The following is a 16516-nucleotide window of genomic DNA, read 5'->3' as shown; positions in this document are numbered from 1 at the left end:
CAAAGAATTATCCACGGATAATATTTCTTAAAAAAATCTTAAGAAAAATGTAACATCTCTTAAATTTTCTCGTCTTTATATAAACTAACTACTACAAAGTGAAAAACTTACGTAAAATAATAATCTTCTTTCTTGTAATATTCATTACAGGAATTATTATTGCTGCAGTAAGTATAAATACAACACTAAGTAAAAAAGATTCCTCAACAGTTGTTTCTTCAAAAAAAGACATTCCTTACTTAATCAAAATTTCTTAGCTGAGTTTTCCTTATTAACAACTTATATTATTATTAATTGTTTTATTTAAAATTTTAAAAAAAAGACAACTGATTATAATAGTGTGTTAATTTGTGGAATTGTTTTCTGAATTTAAATTTGGTTTTATCACTTATTAAATGAAATTAACAATTTGTGAGTATAAAAATAGATTGAAAATCAACTATAAAACATAGTTATTAACAATCAGCTTGAATAGAAATACACTTCTTTTTATGAATAGTTAATTTCTTGTTCACTGTAAATAAATTGTAAATTTTATGTTGATAAATTCAAATTAAAAAACTAAAAAAAAAGTTGCATAATTCATGTAGACCGCTGTATTGTAAAAAAAACTAAGAAAGACAAAAATTCTTTTGATAAACTTCTTAGTAGTTCTTAACAATTTAGAAATATTGGTAAATCGTTTATTTTAAGTTGTTTATTACCCTTTTCAAAAAAAGCATTGTTAATTACTGTTGATAACCGTTAATAACACTATTTTTGTGGCCAACAACACAATTAAAATCAAGAAATTATGACTATTGCTATTGGTAATGATCACGCAGGAACAGAATATAAGTTTGAAATCATCAAATTATTAGAAGAATTAGGTCATACTGTAGTTAATTTTGGAACAGATGATAATGGTAGTATGGATTATCCAGACACAATTCATCCAACAGCTAATGCAGTTGAAAATAATGAAGTCGATTTAGGTATTATTTTATGCGGAAGTGGTAACGGAGCACAAATGACTGCAAATAAACATCAAGGAATTAGAGCTGCATTATGTTGGAACAACGAATTGGTTGCTCTGTCAAGACAACATAATAATGCGAACATATTAACAATTCCGGCTCGTTTTGTTTCATTACAACAAGCATTAGGCTTTGTAAAAATTTTCTTAGCTACAGAATTCGAAGGTGGTCGTCACCAAAATAGAGTAGCTAAAATCGCTTGTAGTTCATAATTAGTTAACCAATGGAATTTTTAGTAAAATCTTTTAATGAGCTCTCTTTAATGGAGCTTTATAGCTTATTACAATTACGTTCAGAAGTATTTGTTGTTGAACAAGATTGTGTGTATCAAGATATCGATGGTAAAGATGAAAAAGCTTTACATGTTTTAGGTGTTAAGAATAATGAAATTATAGCGTATACGCGTTTATTTAAACCATCTGATTATTTTGAAGAAGCTAGTATAGGTAGAGTTATTGTAAAACAATCGGAACGTAAATATGGTTACGGTCACGATTTAATGAAATTCTCTATTGATACTGTTATTAACAAGTTTTCTACAAATACTATTAAAATAGGTGCACAAACCTATTTACAGAAGTTTTACGAATCTCACGGTTTTCAACAAGTTGGTGATGGTTACATTGAAGATGGAATTCCTCATATTCATATGATAAAAAACTAAATAACTTAAAAAGGCTGTGTAATTTACACAGCCTTTATTTTTAAAATATAATTTCCTTACAACTACACAGGTAATTGTCAAAGTAAAAACCACCAGGACAGTCTATTTCAATTTTACATCGTTTTGAAGAGAAACCACCATTAATTTGTTGTTGTGTTTCCTTGTTTAGTACTTTACCAAAATTTAAGATTGAGTTTTTCATATAAATTAGATTTTTGAGAAGTGAAAATCTATTTTTCTATTAATAAAGTCAATGATTATCTCAGAAGCGTATTACTTTTTTTCAAAACTGATTTTGTAAGTCAAAAGAATCTTTTAAATTAATTTTGAAACTTCTTTAACACCTCCAGATGGTAAATCGTTTAAATGTATATTTCCTATTCGAACTCGAACTAAACGTAGTGTTGGAAAACCAACAGCAGAAGTCATTTTACGAACCTGACGATATTTCCCTTCTTGTAATATAATTGAAATCCAAGATGTTGGTCCGTGTCTATCGTCTCTAATTTTCATGGAACGTTCTGGAAAATTAGGAGGATCAATATGCTTAACTTTACAAGGTTTGGTTAAATATTTTTCACCTTTAATTCCAATTTTAACACCAGTTTTTAACAATTCAATTTCTTTGTTAGTAATTGCACCATCTACTTGCACATAGTATTCTTTTTCTACTTTACCACGTGTCGTAATAAAATCACTTACTTTTCCATCTGTTGTTAACAATAATAAACCTTCAGATTTTACATCTAAACGTCCAATAGCCATTGTTCCTTCAGGAAAATCATATAATTCTCCTAACATTTTTTTCTGTCTCTTAGTTTGATTGTTGATAAACTGAGAAAGAAATCCGAAAGGTTTATGAATAATAAAATGACGATGTTCCATAATAAATAGTTAATCTGAAAAAGGAATCAAAATTACACTACTTTTTTCATAACTTAGCATATCTTATTTTATAATAATTTTTACCAATTTTATGGCAACAGATAAAGAAAAAGAAGCGAAATTAAAAGCGCTTCAACTCACTCTAGATAAATTAGATAAGTCTTACGGAAAGGGAACTGTAATGAAATTAGGAGACAAAGTAATCGACGATGTAGATGCGATTTCTTCTGGTTCTTTAGGTTTAGATTTAGCGTTAGGTGTAGGTGGATATCCTAGAGGAAGAATTATTGAAATATACGGACCAGAATCTTCTGGTAAAACAACCTTAACTATACATGCCATTGCTGAAGCTCAAAAAGCTGGTGGAATTGCAGCATTTATCGATGCAGAACATGCTTTCGATCGTTTTTATGCTGAAAGTTTAGGTGTAGATGTTGATAACTTAATTATATCACAACCAGATCATGGTGAACAAGCATTAGAAATTGCGGATAACTTAATTCGTTCTGGAGCTATTGATATTGTTGTTGTCGATTCTGTAGCAGCTTTAACACCAAAATCTGAGATTGAAGGTGAAATGGGTGATTCTAAAATGGGATTACATGCACGTTTAATGTCTCAGGCATTACGTAAGTTAACAGCTACTATTAGTAAAACTAACTGTACAGTAATCTTTATTAACCAATTACGTGAAAAGATTGGTGTTATGTTTGGAAATCCAGAAACTACAACGGGTGGTAATGCATTAAAATTCTATGCTTCTGTTCGTTTAGATATTCGTAGAAGAACGCAAATTAAAGATGGAGATCGTGTTATTGGTAACAGTACAAAAGTGAAAATTGTTAAAAACAAAGTAGCACCACCTTTCCAAACAGCAGAATTTGATATTATGTATGGATTAGGTATTTCTAAAGTTGGTGAAATTTTAGATATCGGTGTAGAACTTGGTATTGTTAAAAAGAGTGGATCTTGGTTTAGTTACGGAGACACAAAATTAGGTCAGGGTAGAGATGCTGTAAAAGGTATTATTAAAGATAATCCTGAATTAATGGAAGAGCTTGAAAATAAAATTAAGGAAGCTATAGAAAATCAAGAATAAACATTAGAAAGAATCTTGTTTAATATAGAAACAGTTGTAGTTTAACTACAGCTGTTTTTTTATTTTTAAAAGAAAAAAGTGATTATAATAAATGAGCAACTAAGTCTAGTTCCTATAACTTCGAGTGATACTGCAATTCTATTCAATTTAATGAACGAAGTATATCCACAAGCGTATGATTATTTTTGGAAAGATGATGGAAACTGGTATGTAAATAGTCAATATTCTAAAGAAAATATAGTAAAAGAGTTGTCAGAGCTGAATTCAGATTATTATTTTGTAGTTGTTGATGGAGAAAAAGTTGGTAACTTAAAAATTAACTGGAATAGTGAATTAGAAAACTTTACTGAGAAAAGAAAAGCAGTAAAACTACATCGAATTTACTTACATTCTAAAACACAAGGTAAAGGTGTTGGAAAACAATTATTACTATGGTTAGAAAATGAAGCAAAGAAAAAACAATATGAAATGATTTGGTTAGATGCTATGGATGAAAAACCACAGGCTTTTGAGTTTTATAAAAAACTAGGCTACCAATACCATTCACATTGCTTTTTACCTTTTGATTTATTGTATGATAAATACAGGAAAATGAGTCAGGTGTATAAAATACTAAATTAAACTCCAGTACTTCCAAACCCACCAGCACCTCTTTCTGTTTCATTTAAAACAGAAACTTCTTGCCAGTTTACACGTTCGTGTTTAGCTATTACTAATTGTGCAATTCGCTCACCATCGTTCACAGTAAATTCATCATTAGAAAGATTTACTAAAATCACTCCAATTTCACCTCTATAATCTGCATCTACAGTACCAGGAGAATTTAAAACAGTAATTCCTTTTTTAGCTGCTAAACCACTTCTTGGTCTTACTTGTGCTTCATATCCTTGAGGCAATGCAATAAATAATCCTGTTTTAATAATTGCTCTTTCTAAAGGTTTTAGAACAACAGGTTCATTTAAATTAGCTCTTAAGTCCATTCCCGCAGAACCTTCTGTTTCATAAGTAGGAATTTGATGCTTAGATTTATTAATTATTTCAACGTTCATTTCACATTTTTTAGCGTTTCAAAGATAAATAATACTAACAATTACGCACTAGATTATAGTTTTATTAATTTAGCATCGTAAAACAAACAACATAAATGAGCGAATTTGAAAAAATAGCCGTTATTGGTGGAGGAAGTTGGGCTACTGCAATTGTTAAAATGCTTTCAGAAAATAAAGCCAAAATCGGTTGGTATATGAGAAGCATATATGCTATAGAACATATTAAGAGAAACAAGCATAATCCGAATTATTTAAGTTCTGCAGAATTACACCCAGAACAATTAGATTTAACAAACGATATCAATACTTTAGTAGAAAATTATGATGTTTTAATTTTCGCTATTCCTTCAGCTTTTTTAAATTCAGAGTTAGAAAAATTAACTATAGGATTAGATAATAAAATTATCTTTTCAGCAATAAAAGGTATTGTTCCAGAAACAGGGTTAATTGTTGGTGAACATTTTCATAAAAACTATAATGTATCTTATGAAAATATTGGAGTAATTGCTGGACCTTGTCATGCAGAAGAAGTTGCTATGGAACGTTTATCGTATTTAACAATTGCTTCTCAAGATGAAAAGAAAGCAAAGGAGCTTAGTAAATGTATTAAAGGAAGATATATAAAAACAAAAGTATCAGACGATATTTTTGGAACAGAATATTCTGCCATGTTGAAGAATATTTATGCAATTGCTGCAGGTATAGCTCATGGATTAGGATATGGTGATAATTTTCAGTCGGTGTTAATGAGTAATGCTATTCGTGAAATGAAACGATACATTAAAAAAGTACACCGAATGAAACGAAATATTAATAACTCTGCCTATTTAGGAGATTTACTAGTAACAGGTTACTCTGTTTTCAGTAGAAATAGAATGTTTGGAAACATGATTGGTAAAGGATATACAGTAAAGTCTGCGATGTTAGAAATGAATATGGTTGCAGAGGGATATTATGCTACAAAAAGTGCCTACAAGATTAATGAAGAAAATGGTGCTAAAACGCCTATTATAGATGCTATTTACAGCATTTTATATGGAAAAAAAGAGGCGAAAGAAGTGTTTGAGAAACTAACAAATATGTTAGATTAATTTTTCAAATTAAAAGTATAAAAACCCTTCAAATAATACCTACAAAATGAAATCAAACATCATCTAACGCCTAAAATTTTACGCCACAAAAGTAAACGAAAAAAAAATTTTAGCAATACAAATAGGTTATTAAATATTTTGGAAAAAGTTAAATAAAAATTAACAAATTTTAATATTTTTACAACAACTAGTATATTTTTAAACAACGATGAAAACAATTCAAGAAGCTGTTGAAATTACTATAAGAAAAACCCCATTTATTGAAGAAGCCTTAAACGAAAAGTTAATCAATGTTTCCTCATTAGCCAGGTTAATTTTACCTGAAGTAGCCCAACAACTTAAAAAAGAAGTAAAAGTTGGAGCTGTAATGATGGCAATTAATAGATTGTCGCCAGCTAATGAATTACGTATTCGAAAGAATATTAAGAAGCTAGCTTTAGATTTAGGAGATGTAATTGTGCGTTCGGATTTATGTGATTTTACTTTTAAAAATTCTCCTACTTTATTTAAAAAGATAGCCATTATTTTAGGAGAATCTGCAGAGAATAACGATTTATTTTTAACCATATCTCAAGGTATTTTTGAAACAAATATTGTAGCCAGTAAAAGCTTACAACCTTTAATTCAAGAAACTTTTTTGAAAGAGATTCTAATTAATAATGTAGACAATTTAGCTTCTATTACTATAAAATTACCAAAAGAAAACTTAGAACAATCTGGAATTTATTATTTCATCTTAAAACAATTTGCTTGGGCAAACATTGCTGTTCAAGAAGTAATTTCAACAACACATGAAATGACAATTGTTGTAAAAGAGAATGATGTAAATGAAACGTTTTCAATCCTAATGGATTTGAAATTAAGCTAACACTTTATGCAAAAACAAGATCCCTACGCGTCTTTACGAATTAAAGAGTTTAATATTTTTTTATTGGTAAGGTTTTTACTTGTATTTGCTTGGTCTATGCAATTTATAATAATTGAGTGGCAAGTATATTCGATAACTAAAGATCCATGGAGTTTAGGTTTAATAGGAGCATTCGAATTCTTACCAGCTTTTTCTATGGCTTTATTTGCTGGTCATATTGTGGATCAGAAAGAGAAGAGGAATCTTTTTGCATTATGTATTGGTTTATTTTCATTAATAAGTTTTGGACTATATTTTTTAACTAATCCAGATTTTATCTCTGGTTGGAGTTCTAATACCGTTTTATATTCAATTTATGCATTAGTGTTTTTTGGAGGATTATTACGTTCTTTCTTCGGACCAACAATTTTTTCTTTAATAGCTTTAATTGTACCAAAAAAATTATATCCAAATGCAGCAACATGGAGTAGTTCCACTTGGCAAATGGCAAGTGTTTTAGGACCAGCTTTTGCAGGATATACTATATATTTAATAGGTGTAAATTTATCTTTATGTATTGTTTTTAGTCTAGTTTTACTTTCTTCTTTTTTAGTATTTCTTATAAAGAGAAAACCAATTATGAATCCTAAAAAAGGTGAGCCTGTTTCTAAAAGTTTAAAAGAAGGTATTTCATTTGTTTTTAAAACAAAAGCTATACTAGGTGCTATAACTTTAGATATGATTTCTGTTCTTTTTGGAGGTGCAATAGCTTTATTACCTGTTTTTGCTCAAGATATTTTACAAGTAGGTTCTAAAGGATTTGGTTTTTTAAGAGCTGCACCTGCCGTAGGAGCTTTTCTTACGATGTTAACTACCGCGTATATACCAATTAGTAAAAATGCAGGAATGAAATTATTAGCTGCGATTTTTGGATTTGGTTTATGTATTATAATTTTTGGTTTATCAACAAGTTTTTGGATATCACTTATTGCTTTATTTTTTAGTGGTGTTACTGATGGAGTTTCTATGGTTATCAGACAAACCATTTTACAGTTAAAAACACCAGACCATATGCGAGGTAGAGTAGCTTCAGTAAACTCAATGTTTGTAGGATCATCTAATGAATTAGGAGCTTTAGAAAGTGGATTAACAGCTAAATTAATGGGAACAGTTACGGCTGTTGTTTTTGGAGGAACAATGACTTTATTAACTGTGATTAGTACAGGAATATTAAATCCAACCTTGAGAAGGCTGGATTTAACTAAAGATATGCAAGAACAGGAAGAAAAAGCTAATTAGTAATTTTCGACCAGTTCTTATCTGCTTGCTCTTTTAATTTTTTAGGATCTTCTTTTAGCCATAATTTTAAGGTATTAGTTCCCCAAGAATTATAGAAAAGATATAATTTTCCGTCTCTTATTTCAAAAGTTTTCGGATTTATGTCTACTTTTTTACCATTAACACCAATAGCGTAAGCACAGTATCCGCCATATTGTGGTGAATATTTATCTGGATTCTTTTTAAAGGCTACTAAATTTCCTTCAGAAGAGAAACGGTAAGTTGCACCGTTATGATTTATACTTAATTGTTTTTTCCCTTTAACGGCAGTGTTATTAAAATAAGCCACAACATCATAACCTTTCGCTACAACTCCTTTTTTAGTGTTAAGATGCTCTTTTTGTCCAAACACAGTAGCTGTTACAAATAGTAAAACGAATAAAAAACGATTCATGTTATTTATTTTGAATTTTTTATCTCTTCCCAGTTTTTATCTCCTTTAGCTTGTAAAGCTTTAGTATCTCCTTCTTGCCAGTCATTTAATTTATTCGCAAAAAAGGAGTTATAAAAAAGATATAATTTACCATCTCTTATTTCATAAACTTCTGGATCTACACCCATTTTAATCTTCTTTTCAGCGACAGCATAAGCACAATATCCCCCATACTGAGGAATATATTTATTAGGGTTATTCGTAAATTCTTCTAAACTTTCTTTATTAGAAAAATAGTACGTTTTTCCATCAATATCTGTGGTAAATGTTTCATTTCCTTTTACAGGTCCATCAGTTGAATAGTAAGAAACTACATCGTAACCACCAACAGCTACTTTATCATCTGTTTTTGGTCCGCATTGATAAAATGTAATAGATGCAAAAATTGTAAATAGAAGAAAGATTGTTTTTTTCATTGGTAAACTATTTTAAATCAGTTTATAAATATATTTATTTGTCTCTTAAAATACCATTAAATTACAACCACGGATATCAGAATTATCAAAACGACCAATAATTTCAAAAGAATTATCGTCGTAAATCTTTCCTAAATCTTGTGTTGCAATAAAAGAGCAAGAATTATAATTGGCTAAATCAATAACGTTTATTCCGCCAGTTTTTTTTGTTTTTGTGATAGTTAATGGATCTTCTGTATCTCTGGTAAGAATTTTCATCCAAGGAGGACAATTAAAAATTCCATCTCCTGTAGAATAACCTTGACTTAAAAGTTCTGTCATACCATATTCAGAATGAATTTTATCAACACCAAATCCACTTTTTAAAATATGGTGAAGTTCTGTTCTAATCAACTCTTTTCTTCTACCTTTCATACCACCAGTTTCCATAATAATGGTATTTTTAAAATTAAATTGATGCATTTCAACTAAATCTAAAAGAGCAAAAGAAACACCAATTAAAAGTACTTTTTTATGTCCATTATCTAAAGAAGTTAGTTTATCAGCAAGTTCATTTAAGTTGTTTAAATAAAACCCACTGTCGGCGTTTTTAGATCTTTTTATAAGGTCGTTCACCATATATATTAAAGATGAACCTTTTCTTTCCAAATAGTTTGGTAAAAGCGCTAAAACAACATAATCTTCTATATTTCCATAAAAATGTTCAAAACCTTCTAAATAACTCTTTTCATATAAAGAAATATCAGAAACATAATGTTTACTAGTAACACTTCCAGTGGTTCCAGAACTACTAAAAGTTTCTTGAATAGGAGCTGTTCCACTTATAACTTCATGTGATTTAAAGAATTGGATAGGTAAAAAAGGAATTTCATGTATTTCTTTTATATCACTAGGATGTGTATATAATAGATCACAAAAAGATCGATATACACGATTATTTTCGAATTGATATGCAAAAGTTTGTAAAGCCTTTGCTTCAAATTCATCAGTAGAATTAATATTTGTGAAACAATTTTCCATAATACATACAAAAATACAAGTTACTCACGCAACCTTTACAAAAAAAGCCCATCTATTAGGTAAATAAAAGAATTAAAAATTAAAGTTAATAGTTAAATTATGAGAAGGGTCTTTTACAGTTTATTCATTAGTCTTTCATTTATGTCTTGCTTGAAAGACGAAAATATTACAAATTTTAATCCAACAAATCCTTTAGAAAGTTTGCAATGGCTAAAAGAGAAAAAGGAAAATTTTGAAAGATTAATGAATTCTGTAAAAGTAGAAATAATTCAATTCAGGTATGAAGATGAGAATGTGTTTTTAATCAATGATTGTATTGATTGCACCGATGCTTTAACAAAAGTGTATAACAGTTTTGGAGATGTAATTTGTGAGTTTGGAGGTATTGCAGGAGTAAATACGTGTACAAATTTTCAAGAAGAAGCAAAGTTAGTTGGAGTAATTTGGAGAAATTATAATCAGTTGATTATTGATAAAGAAAGATATGACTCTACGGATACTAGTAACTATACTATAACTTCGGCTTCTGTAGAAAATAATATTTTAACGCTCGAAATAACTTCTTCAGGTTGTAGTGGAGATAGTTGGATTATGAATTTAATTGATTCGGAACAAATTCTAGAATCTTTTCCTATTCAAAGAAATTTAAGATTAAAGTTTATTAATGAAGAAGCATGTTTAGCAATAGTAACCAGAGAGGTAAAATTTAATATTTCAAAATTACGATCAGCACAGTATGATGAAATGATATTAAATTTAGATCAGTGGAATTCACCAATAAATTATAATTATTAAGAAATAATGAAAAGTAAAGTTTATATAACAGCAATTTTAGTACTTATTTTTAGTTTGGCAGCCTGTAGTGAAGACGAAACTAATGATGAAGTACAGAATGTACTAGAAGGAAGTTGGAATATGGTAATGATAGAAGGAAGTTTGGCGCAACCTACAACCTATACTAAAGGAGAAATAGAATGGTCTTTTAACTTTAAAAATAATACAATAACTATAAATAATTCTGTAGACATTCAAGTAGGTATTCAACCTTTTTTTAGTCAAAATCATACAGGAGTCTATAAATTTACTATCGAAACAGAAAATGGAAACGATATTTTAGTTGTTGAGGATAGGAAAGGAGTTATAGTAATGAATGATAATAAAATTACTATTGATTATGGCATTGCTTTCGATGATGTTCGATATACTTTAATTAGATAAAAATAGCCTTACATGAAAAGTTTTAAATTTATTTTCATTTTATTTTTAGCGTTTATTTCTTGTAAGGATAACGCATCAGATTTAGAAAGAGATCAAGAACAATTACAAGAAATGTTTAATGAAATTAAAGCGTTAGCAAGTAGTAAATCTTGTACAGATGCATCAGAATGGTCATTTACTTCTTATGGTGTAAAACCATGTGGAGGACCTTGGGGATATATAGCATATCCAACGACGATTGATGTAAGTTTATTTTTACAAAAAGTAGCTGATTTTAATGAACTTAATACCGAATTAAATAAGAAAACAGGAGCAATTTCTGATTGTAGTTTAATTACTCAACCAGTTAGTGTAGCATGTGAAGATGGAAAAGCTGTTCTAATTTATTATACAACAAATAATAAATAACTCAATTATTAAAATACATAAACTCATAGAAGAATGTAAGCGCAATAATTTACAAGCGCAATCTCAGATTTATCAAATCTTTGCTGGGAAACTCTTTGCTTTGAGTTTAAAATACTGTAGAAATTATCAAGATGCAGAAGATGTTCTTCAAGATAGTTTTTTAAAAGCTTTTGATAAAATTAATCAATACAAAAACAAAGGATCTTTTGAAGGATGGTTACGAAGAGTTGTGATTACAACAGCACTTCAAAAATACAAAGATAAAACACAACTTTACTTAGTAAAAGAAGAAATAGATGTAAAGGAAGAGGAGGTAAGTTTAGATGAAAGTAACATTGATATTGATGTATTACTAAGTTTAATTCAAGAACTTCCAGACCGTTACCGTTTGGTTTTCAATCTTTATGTATTAGATAATTTTTCTCATAAAGAAATAGCAGACTTATTAAACATTTCTGAAGGAACATCTAAATCAAATCTATCTAGAGCAAAGAAAATTTTGAAGAGTAAATTAGAAGCATATCAGTTAAAATTAGAAAAGGCATAATGATGGAAGATAAAAACATAGACAGATTATTTCAAGAAAAGTTGAAAGACTTTGAAGTAATGCCAAACCCAGAATTATGGCAGAATATTGAAAATAAACTTTCAAAGAAAAAAAAGAAAAGAATCATACCTTTTTGGTGGTTATCTTCTGGAGCCGCAGCAATTTTATTAATTACTTTACTAATTACAAATCCTTTTAAAGACGACTCTAATATTGATTTTTCTACACCAATAAATGATCATTTCCCTGTTGTTGAAACGCAACAAATGAATATTGACACAATAATTTCAACGACAAAAGAAAAAATATCAAAAGAAGAGGTTGTAACCGAGATGGTAAACAATAACATAAATCAAAAGAAAAATAATAGTGTAACAAGCACAAAAATTGAAATTGCTAAATCTGAAACGAATAAAAGTTTCAAAGAGAAATTAAAAACTAAAACTAATTCATCTAAAAAAGAGACAAATAAAATTTTAAAAAAGAAACAAGTAAATGAACTTAAAAACAATGTTTTAATAGCAGATAATAAAGTAGAAAAAACAAAAAGTAAAAAAGATAAAATATCTAAGAAAACAAAAGAAAAAAAACAAGCATTAGTAGCTTTAGTTGATGAAAATTTTAAGGAAGAAGAGAAAATCAAAATTTCAAAAAAATGGAGTGTTACACCCATTGTTGGAGTTACAGGGTCAAGTGCATTTTCTGGTGGATCTTCAATAGATAAAAGCTTAAACTCCAATTCTATTTCAACAGATGGAACTTTAGCATATGGAATAAAAGTAGGATATCAATTAAATGAGAAATGGTCAATTAGAACAGGTTTGCAGTTTCAAAAAAATATTATAAATACAGAGAACGTAGGTTTATTTTCTAGTACAACTTCTGATAATAATTTAAAAGCAGTTAATTTTTCAATTAATGATACATTTACCTTTATTAGTTTAGAACCTACCGAAAAAGACGGTTTATCATTAGGACCAGATAGTCAAGGTACTAATACTGCTCAAATAGGAAATATCGCACAAACATATAGTTATTTTGAAATACCTGTAGAAGTTCAATACCAATTCTATGAAAACAAAACATTTAAAACTCAGTTTGTAACAGGGTTTAGTACTTTGTTTTTAAATGAAAACTCCGTAGCGTTAAACTCAAGTATTTTAAATCAACCTATAGGAGAAGCAAATAATTTAAATGCATTAAATTTCAGTGGAAACTTAGGAATTAATATTGATGTTCAATTATCTAAAAAATTGAATTTAAACTTTAATCCAATGTTAAAAGCGCAGTTAAATACATTTTCAGAAAACTCTAATGGATTTAGTCCTTTTATTTTCGGAATATATTCTGGAGTAACATTTGATTTTTAAAAGTTCGTTTCACATGGAACATTTAATAAAAAAACAATCAAACAAAAAGAGCTATGGTTTATCATAGTTCTTTAGAAGTATAACTAATACTAAAATTTTACTCTTTATAAATTTTCACTTCAGTTTCACCTTTAGCGTTCATAGAAGCTCTATACATTCCTGCGGTATTAAATTCAAAAACCATATTTCCATTTTTATCAACAGCAATAATTCCACCTGTACCACCTAATTTGGTAAGTTTATTCTGAATAACTTCTTTTGCAGCTTCTTTTAACGATAAACCTTTATAATCCATCAAAGCAGAAATATCGTGAGCTACTTGAGCTCTTATAAAATATTCACCCCAACCTGTAGAAGAAACACCACAAGTAGCATTATTTGCATAAGTTCCAGAACCAATAATTGGAGCATCACCAATTCTATTCCAACGTTTGTTAGTCATTCCACCAGTAGAAGTTCCGGCAGTAATATTTCCATCTTTATCTAAAGCAACGCAACCCACGGTTCCGAATTTAGAATCTTTAATAATAGGGTCGTAAAAAGCAGTTTTAGCATCGTGATCTAATTCAGCTTTCATTTTTTCTTTAACACGTTGTAAAGATTTAAATCTATTTTCTGTGTAAAAGTAACTAGAGTCAACAATTTCAATACCTTGAGATTTAGCAAAAACAGAAGCTCCTTTGCCAGAAAGCATTACATGTTCAGAGTTTTCCATTACTTTTCTTGCTAGAGAAATTGGGTTTTTAATATCAGTAACACCAGCTATAGCACCAGCATTTAAATCATTTCCAGTCATTATAGAAGCGTCTAATTCATTAGTTTCTTCATGAGTAAAAACAGCTCCTTTTCCAGCATTAAATAATGGAGAATTTTCTAAAACATGAATAGTTTGCTCAACGGCATCAATACTTTTACCACCATTTTTAAGTATGTCATATCCTACTTTTATTGCTTCTTTCAATTTGTCTTGATATGCTTTTTCTTTTTCAGGAGTCATGTTTTTCTTTAGAATAGTTCCAGCTCCACCATGGATTACAATAGCAAATTCATTAATTTTTTCATTTTGGATTTCTTTTTTTTCTGGTTCTGTTTTACAACTAATTAAAAGAAATACTAAAGATAAACTGGTTAATAAGGTTTTCATGGTAAGTTATATTTTAAACAAAAATTATAGGTTTTGTTTAATTTTAATAATAGTGATTTATTTGTAAATTTGACTTCAATTTAAACAACTAAAACGTAACTACAAAATGACAGATTTTGGTATTAAAGAAGCATTAAAAACCTTAGGGGTTAATGATATAAATGAAGGAACATCTACAGGTTCTAAGTGGTTTTCTAATGGAGAACTTATTGAAAGTTATTCTCCAGTAGATGGAAAACTAATTGCTAAAGTAAAAGCTTCTACTAAAGAAGATTATGAGAATGTAATGACTGCCGCTACTGAAGCATTTAAAACTTGGAGAGTAATGCCAGCTCCTCAACGTGGTGAAATTGTACGTCAGTTTGGAGAGAAATTGAGAGAAAAGAAAGAAGCTTTAGGTAAATTAGTTTCTTATGAAATGGGTAAAAGTTACCAAGAAGGTTTAGGTGAGGTTCAAGAAATGATTGATATCTGTGATTTTGCTGTCGGATTATCGCGTCAGTTACATGGGTTAACAATGCATTCTGAAAGACCAGGACATAGAATGTATGAACAATATCATCCGTTAGGAGTTGTAGGAATTATTTCTGCATTTAACTTTCCAGTAGCTGTTTGGTCTTGGAACACAGCTTTAGCTTGGATTTGTGGTGATGTTTGTGTTTGGAAACCTTCTGAGAAAACTCCATTATGTGGTGTAGCTTGTCAGAACATAATTACTGAGGTTTTACAAGAAAACAATTTACCAGAAGGAATTTCTTGTTTAGTAAATGGAGATTATGTAGTTGGAGAGTTTATTTCTAAAGATACTAGAATTCCTTTAGTTTCTGCTACAGGTTCTACTCGTATGGGTAAAATTGTTGCTAGTGAAGTTGCAGGTCGTTTAGGTAAAAGTTTATTAGAATTAGGAGGAAATAATGCAATTATTGTTACTCCGGATGCTGATATTAAAATGACAGTAATTGGAGCTGTTTTTGGAGCTGTAGGAACAGCAGGACAACGTTGTACTTCTACACGAAGATTAATTATTCATGATTCTATTTACGATAAAGTAAAAAATGCAGTTGTAGATGCTTATAAACAATTACGTATTGGTAATCCTTTAGATGAAAACAATCATGTGGGACCGTTAATCGATAAAGATGCAGTTGCAATGTATAACAAAGCTTTAGAGAAAGTTGTAGCTGAAGGTGGAAACATTATTGTAGAAGGAGGAGTTTTAGAAGGTGAAGGATATGAAAGTGGTTGTTATGTAAAACCTGCTATTGCAGAAGCTGCAAATGATTATGAAATCGTTCAACATGAAACATTTGCTCCAGTTTTATATTTATTAAAGTATTCAGGTGATGTAGAGAATGCAATTAATTTGCAAAATGGTGTTGCACAAGGTTTATCTTCTGCAATTATGACCAACAATTTGCGTGAAGCTGAACGTTTCTTATCGCACGCTGGATCAGATTGTGGTATTGCAAATGTAAACATAGGAACTTCTGGAGCTGAAATTGGTGGAGCTTTTGGTGGTGAGAAAGAAACTGGAGGAGGAAGAGAATCTGGTTCAGATGCTTGGAAAATTTATATGCGTCGTCAAACAAATACAATTAATTATACTACAGAATTACCTTTAGCACAAGGAATTAAGTTCGATTTATAGTATAAAAAGATATTGAAAAAATAAAAAGCCGTCTCATTGAGACGGCTTTATGTGTCTAAATAACTATAGTCCCCCCGAACTATAAACCTTAAATTTTGTTATTCAGAAACTCATTTACTACTTTCTTTCCACTTTAAATTTACTATTAATTCTACTTTTTTTGTTTTAACTATCGACGAATGGTAATTTTATAGAGTTCATAAAGGTTTCAATGTAGATTAACGATAAAAAATAGATTTTTCTAATTGCTAACGTGCTACTCTTTGTTTTATATAAGATTTAGTTACTTATTTTGTTTCACAAATAGTTTATTAGAAATAAAA

20 protein-coding genes are annotated in these 16516 nt (G+C 29.3%); 13 read left to right on the top strand and 7 right to left on the bottom strand.

The window, feature by feature from the left end; genetic code table 11:
* The first annotated feature begins 793 nt into the window (after window positions 1–793).
* Both rpiB and AQ1685_RS20310 read left to right on the top strand, forming a co-directional pair.
* Window positions 794–1228, top strand: a complete 435-nt coding sequence (rpiB, locus tag AQ1685_RS20315; RefSeq protein WP_095074965.1) for a ribose 5-phosphate isomerase B — start codon at window positions 794–796, stop codon at window positions 1226–1228.
* A gap of 11 nt (window positions 1229–1239) precedes the next feature.
* Window positions 1240–1680, top strand: a complete 441-nt coding sequence (locus AQ1685_RS20310; RefSeq protein ID WP_095074964.1) for a GNAT family N-acetyltransferase — start codon at window positions 1240–1242, stop codon at window positions 1678–1680.
* A 40-nt stretch (window positions 1681–1720) separates the two neighbouring features.
* Here the strand turns inward: AQ1685_RS20310 and AQ1685_RS20305 are convergent, their stop codons facing one another.
* Both AQ1685_RS20305 and AQ1685_RS20300 read right to left on the bottom strand, forming a co-directional pair.
* Window positions 1721–1882, bottom strand: coding sequence for a hypothetical protein (locus AQ1685_RS20305; RefSeq protein WP_157730308.1), 162 nt, complete (start codon window positions 1880–1882; stop codon window positions 1721–1723).
* Between the two features lie 113 nt (window positions 1883–1995).
* The gene (locus AQ1685_RS20300) at window positions 1996–2565 is read right to left on the bottom strand and encodes a pseudouridine synthase (RefSeq protein ID WP_095074963.1); all 570 of its coding nucleotides are present in this window, start codon (window positions 2563–2565) and stop codon (window positions 1996–1998) included.
* Between the two features lie 91 nt (window positions 2566–2656).
* Between AQ1685_RS20300 and recA the strand changes: the two genes are divergently transcribed.
* Together recA and AQ1685_RS20290 are read left to right on the top strand one after the other, a co-directional pair.
* Window positions 2657–3664 carry a recombinase RecA gene (recA, locus tag AQ1685_RS20295; protein ID WP_095074962.1) on the top strand — a complete coding sequence of 336 codons (1008 nt, stop codon included), beginning with the start codon at window positions 2657–2659 and terminating at the stop codon, window positions 3662–3664.
* 78 nt (window positions 3665–3742) lie between these two features.
* Window positions 3743–4285: a GNAT family N-acetyltransferase gene (locus AQ1685_RS20290; RefSeq protein ID WP_095074961.1), complete on the top strand. Its 543-nt coding sequence runs from the start codon at window positions 3743–3745 to the stop codon at window positions 4283–4285.
* On the opposite strand, the gene dut is transcribed toward AQ1685_RS20290, so the two are convergent.
* A complete protein-coding gene (gene dut, locus AQ1685_RS20285; protein ID WP_095074960.1) occupies window positions 4282–4713 on the bottom strand; it encodes a dUTP diphosphatase in 432 nt (143 codons plus the stop codon). The two genes, AQ1685_RS20290 and dut, sit on opposite strands and share 4 nt — an antisense overlap.
* A gap of 95 nt (window positions 4714–4808) precedes the next feature.
* On the opposite strand from dut, the gene AQ1685_RS20280 reads away from it, so the two are divergent.
* The 3 genes from AQ1685_RS20280 (at window position 4809) to AQ1685_RS20270 (ending at window position 7950) form a co-directional block, all read left to right on the top strand.
* Window positions 4809–5804 carry an NAD(P)H-dependent glycerol-3-phosphate dehydrogenase gene (locus AQ1685_RS20280; protein ID WP_095074959.1) on the top strand — a complete coding sequence of 332 codons (996 nt, stop codon included), beginning with the start codon at window positions 4809–4811 and terminating at the stop codon, window positions 5802–5804.
* A gap of 208 nt (window positions 5805–6012) precedes the next feature.
* Window positions 6013–6672, top strand: coding sequence for a hypothetical protein (locus AQ1685_RS20275; RefSeq protein ID WP_095074958.1), 660 nt, complete (start codon window positions 6013–6015; stop codon window positions 6670–6672).
* A 6-nt stretch (window positions 6673–6678) separates the two neighbouring features.
* The gene (locus AQ1685_RS20270) at window positions 6679–7950 is read left to right on the top strand and encodes an MFS transporter (protein WP_095074957.1); all 1272 of its coding nucleotides are present in this window, start codon (window positions 6679–6681) and stop codon (window positions 7948–7950) included.
* Here AQ1685_RS20270 and AQ1685_RS20265 read toward each other — a convergent pair.
* Genes AQ1685_RS20265 through AQ1685_RS20255 form a run of 3 tightly spaced genes read right to left on the bottom strand, consistent with a single transcriptional unit; the run spans window position 7943 to window position 9858 of the window.
* Window positions 7943–8383 carry a YHS domain-containing (seleno)protein gene (locus AQ1685_RS20265; RefSeq protein ID WP_095074956.1) on the bottom strand — a complete coding sequence of 147 codons (441 nt, stop codon included), beginning with the start codon at window positions 8381–8383 and terminating at the stop codon, window positions 7943–7945. The two genes, AQ1685_RS20270 and AQ1685_RS20265, sit on opposite strands and share 8 nt — an antisense overlap.
* 5 nt (window positions 8384–8388) lie before the next feature.
* The gene (locus AQ1685_RS20260) at window positions 8389–8838 is read right to left on the bottom strand and encodes a YHS domain-containing (seleno)protein (protein ID WP_095074955.1); all 450 of its coding nucleotides are present in this window, start codon (window positions 8836–8838) and stop codon (window positions 8389–8391) included.
* A gap of 45 nt (window positions 8839–8883) precedes the next feature.
* Window positions 8884–9858 carry a long-chain-fatty-acid--protein ligase gene (locus tag AQ1685_RS20255; protein WP_095074954.1) on the bottom strand — a complete coding sequence of 325 codons (975 nt, stop codon included), beginning with the start codon at window positions 9856–9858 and terminating at the stop codon, window positions 8884–8886.
* 99 nt (window positions 9859–9957) lie between these two features.
* Between AQ1685_RS20255 and AQ1685_RS20250 the strand changes: the two genes are divergently transcribed.
* From AQ1685_RS20250 to AQ1685_RS20230, 5 genes are all read left to right on the top strand, one after another.
* Window positions 9958–10653, top strand: coding sequence for a DUF6970 domain-containing protein (locus AQ1685_RS20250; RefSeq protein WP_157730307.1), 696 nt, complete (start codon window positions 9958–9960; stop codon window positions 10651–10653).
* A gap of 6 nt (window positions 10654–10659) precedes the next feature.
* Window positions 10660–11076, top strand: a complete 417-nt coding sequence (locus tag AQ1685_RS20245; protein WP_095074952.1) for a hypothetical protein — start codon at window positions 10660–10662, stop codon at window positions 11074–11076.
* 12 nt (window positions 11077–11088) lie between these two features.
* On the top strand, window positions 11089–11484 hold the full coding sequence (locus tag AQ1685_RS20240; protein ID WP_095074951.1) for a hypothetical protein: 396 nt from the start codon (window positions 11089–11091) through the stop codon (window positions 11482–11484).
* A 100-nt stretch (window positions 11485–11584) separates the two neighbouring features.
* Window positions 11585–12031 (top strand): RNA polymerase sigma factor, encoded by a 447-nt coding sequence (locus tag AQ1685_RS20235; protein ID WP_394341869.1) that lies wholly within the window; start codon window positions 11585–11587, stop codon window positions 12029–12031.
* Between the two features lie 2 nt (window positions 12032–12033).
* Window positions 12034–13401, top strand: a complete 1368-nt coding sequence (locus AQ1685_RS20230) for an outer membrane beta-barrel protein (protein WP_095074949.1) — start codon at window positions 12034–12036, stop codon at window positions 13399–13401.
* A 97-nt stretch (window positions 13402–13498) separates the two neighbouring features.
* On the opposite strand, the gene AQ1685_RS20225 is transcribed toward AQ1685_RS20230, so the two are convergent.
* Entirely contained in the window at window positions 13499–14545 is a 1047-nt protein-coding gene (locus tag AQ1685_RS20225) for an isoaspartyl peptidase/L-asparaginase family protein (protein WP_095074948.1), read from the bottom strand.
* Window positions 14546–14651: 106 nt separating this feature from the next.
* Between AQ1685_RS20225 and amaB the strand changes: the two genes are divergently transcribed.
* On the top strand, window positions 14652–16193 hold the full coding sequence (gene amaB / locus AQ1685_RS20220; protein WP_095074947.1) for an L-piperidine-6-carboxylate dehydrogenase: 1542 nt from the start codon (window positions 14652–14654) through the stop codon (window positions 16191–16193).
* Window positions 16194–16516: the final 323 nt, after the last annotated feature.

It is taken from the genome of Tenacibaculum jejuense (assembly GCF_900198195.1).
Taxonomy (GTDB): domain Bacteria; phylum Bacteroidota; class Bacteroidia; order Flavobacteriales; family Flavobacteriaceae; genus Polaribacter; species Polaribacter jejuensis.
The sequence above is the reverse complement of the archived record's forward strand: the minus strand, read 5'-3'. Positions and strand labels throughout refer to the sequence as shown.